This window comes from Klebsiella sp. K-Nf6, assembly GCF_002806655.1.
Taxonomy (GTDB): domain Bacteria; phylum Pseudomonadota; class Gammaproteobacteria; order Enterobacterales; family Enterobacteriaceae; genus Klebsiella; species Klebsiella variicola.
In genome coordinates this window covers 1-2427 of record NZ_PIBN01000040.1, presented here as the reverse complement: position 1 = coordinate 2427, position 2427 = coordinate 1, and the positions used below count along the sequence as shown (strand labels likewise).

Here is a 2427-nt window from a genome sequence, read left to right as displayed (position 1 = left end):
ATCTCCGGATCGTTCCAGATGATGCTCCGTTCTGACTGCGGCGCGTAGTAGTTCGTCGCCTTGTAGACAAACTGCACCGTGTCGCTCAGCGCCATAAACCCGTGGGCGAACCCTTCCGGGATCCACAGCTGACGTTTATTCTCTGCGCTGAGCACCGCGCCCACCCATTTGCCAAAGGTGGGCGATGAACGACGGATATCCACCGCCACGTCAAATACCTCACCTTCCACACAGCGCACCAGTTTGCCCTGGGCGTGCGGATCCAGCTGATAGTGCAGCCCGCGCAATACGCCTTTCTGGGACTGGGAGTGGTTGTCCTGAACAAAATCCACCTGGCGGCCCACCGCCTCATTAAACACCTTGCTGCTGAAGCTCTCGAAGAAGAAGCCCCGCGCATCACCAAACACGCGCGGTTCAAAAATCAGCACGTCAGGAATATCTGTTTTAATAATGTTCATCGTTTGCCACCCGTTTATTTGCCCAGGACTTCTGTTACCACGCGAGCCACACCCTGACGCCAGTCCGGGAGAGTCACCCCAAATGCCTGCTGGAATTTTTCATTCGACAGGCGTGAGTTGAGCGGACGCTTCGCCGGCGTCGGATAGGCCGTCGTCGGAATGCCCTTCACTTCCTGGACCGCCAGCTCTGCACCGTGCGCCCTCGCCACCTCAAACACATAGCGGGCGTAGTCGCACCAGCTGGTCTCGCCGCTGGCCACCAGATGATAGGTGCCGGCCAGCGCCGGATTGCGCAGCGTTTCACGGATTGCCGTCGCCGTGCAGTCTGCCAGCAGCTCAGCGCCGGTGGGCGCCCCGTGCTGGTCGTCAATGATGGAGAGCGTCTCTTTCTCACCCGCCAGGCGGAGCATCGTCTTGGCAAAGTTGGCGCCGCGGGTGGCGTACACCCAGCTGGTACGGAAAATCAGGTGACGCGGGTTGCCCTGCTCCAGGGCCAGTTCACCGGCGCGTTTGGTTTCACCGTAGACGTTCAGCGGGCCGGTTGCTTCATCTTCCCGGCGATAATGGCTGCCGGCGCCGTCGAACACATAGTCCGTGGAATAATGCACCATCAGGGCACCCAGCTTCGCCGACTCCGCCGCCAGCACCGCCACCCCTTTGTCGTTCAGCAGGTCGGAGAGCTCCCGCTCGCTTTCTGCCTTGTCCACCGCCGTGTGCGCGGCGGCATTCACCACCACATCCGGGCGGACGGTACGCACGGTCTGCGCGATGCCTTCCAGATTAGTCAGGTCACCGCACAGCTCTTTGTCAAAGTAGTCCACCGCGACCACGTCGCCGAGGGTGGACAGTGAACGCTGCAGCTCCCAGCCCACCTGGCCATTCTTGCCAATCAGTAAAATCTTCATTCTCTGTATCCTGTCGTTGACGGAGAGGGCATTAACGCTCGTTCAGCAGGCGCTTCAGATAAGCACCGTACTCGGTTTTCTTCAGGCGTTCCGCCTGAGCCGCCACCCCTTCCGCCGACAGCCATTTATTACGGTAACCAATCTCTTCCAGGCAGGCCACTTTCATCCCCTGGCGCTTCTCAATGGTGTGAATGAACTGTGATGCGTCCATCAGGCTGTCGTGGGTGCCCGTATCCAGCCAGGCAAAACCGCGCCCCAGCAGCTCCACCTGCAGATCGCCGCGCTCCAGATACATCTGGTTCAGGGTGGTGATCTCCAGCTCGCCGCGCGCTGAAGGCTTCACGTCCTTCGCCATCTCCACCACGTTATTGTCGTAGAAATAGAGCCCGGTCACCGCCCAGTCCGATTTCGGCTTCAGCGGTTTCTCCTCGATGGACAGCGCCTTAAAGTTCTCGTCGAACTCCACCACCCCGAAGCGCTCCGGATCCAGCACCTGGTAGCCAAACACCGTGGCACCGGAAGTCTTCGCCGCTGCCGCTTCCAGCTTTTTACCGAAGCTCTGGCCAAAGTAGATATTATCTCCCAGCACCAGGGCGCAGGCATCGTTGCCGATGAACTTCTCGCCAATAATAAAGGCCTGCGCCAGGCCGTCCGGCGACGGCTGGATAGCGTAGCTGAAGTTCACCCCGAACTGCGACCCGTCACCCAGCAGGCGCTGGAAGGAAGGCATGTCGTCCGGCGTGGAGATGATCAGGATGTCGCGAATCCCCGCCAGCATCAGGACGGACACCGGGTAGAAAATCATCGGCTTGTCGTAGATAGGCAGCAGCTGCTTGGAGACGCCCTGGGTGATGGGATATAAACGCGTGCCGGAGCCGCCGGCCAGAACAATACCTTTCATCTTTACTTCCTTATTAGTTATTCAGGCCCAGACGCTCGCCGGCATAGGAGCCGTCCAGCACGCGCTGCCACCAGGTCTGGTTGTTCAGGTACCAGTGCACGGTTTTCTCAATCCCGCTCTCGAACGTCTCCTGCGGCACCCAGCCCAGATCGCGCTGAATTTT

At 59.6% G+C, this 2427-nt stretch carries 3 protein-coding genes and 1 pseudogene; all 4 read right to left on the bottom strand.

The genetic code is table 11. The annotated features are described in order from the left end of the window. The coding region (gene rfbC, locus CWM61_RS28465) for a dTDP-4-dehydrorhamnose 3,5-epimerase (RefSeq protein ID WP_100632269.1) at positions 1 to 458 on the bottom strand (458 nt) is incomplete at its 3' end. Between the two features lie 14 nt (positions 459 to 472). Next, positions 473 to 1363 (bottom strand): dTDP-4-dehydrorhamnose reductase, encoded by an 891-nt coding sequence (gene rfbD / locus CWM61_RS28460; protein WP_000698223.1) that lies wholly within the window; start codon positions 1361 to 1363, stop codon positions 473 to 475. 31 nt (positions 1364 to 1394) lie between these two features. Beyond that, a complete protein-coding gene (gene rfbA, locus CWM61_RS28455) occupies positions 1395 to 2264 on the bottom strand; it encodes a glucose-1-phosphate thymidylyltransferase RfbA (RefSeq protein WP_100632268.1) in 870 nt (289 codons plus the stop codon). Between the two features lie 13 nt (positions 2265 to 2277). Then, positions 2278 to 2427: pseudogene (locus CWM61_RS28450) on the bottom strand (dTDP-glucose 4,6-dehydratase); the annotation flags it as partial.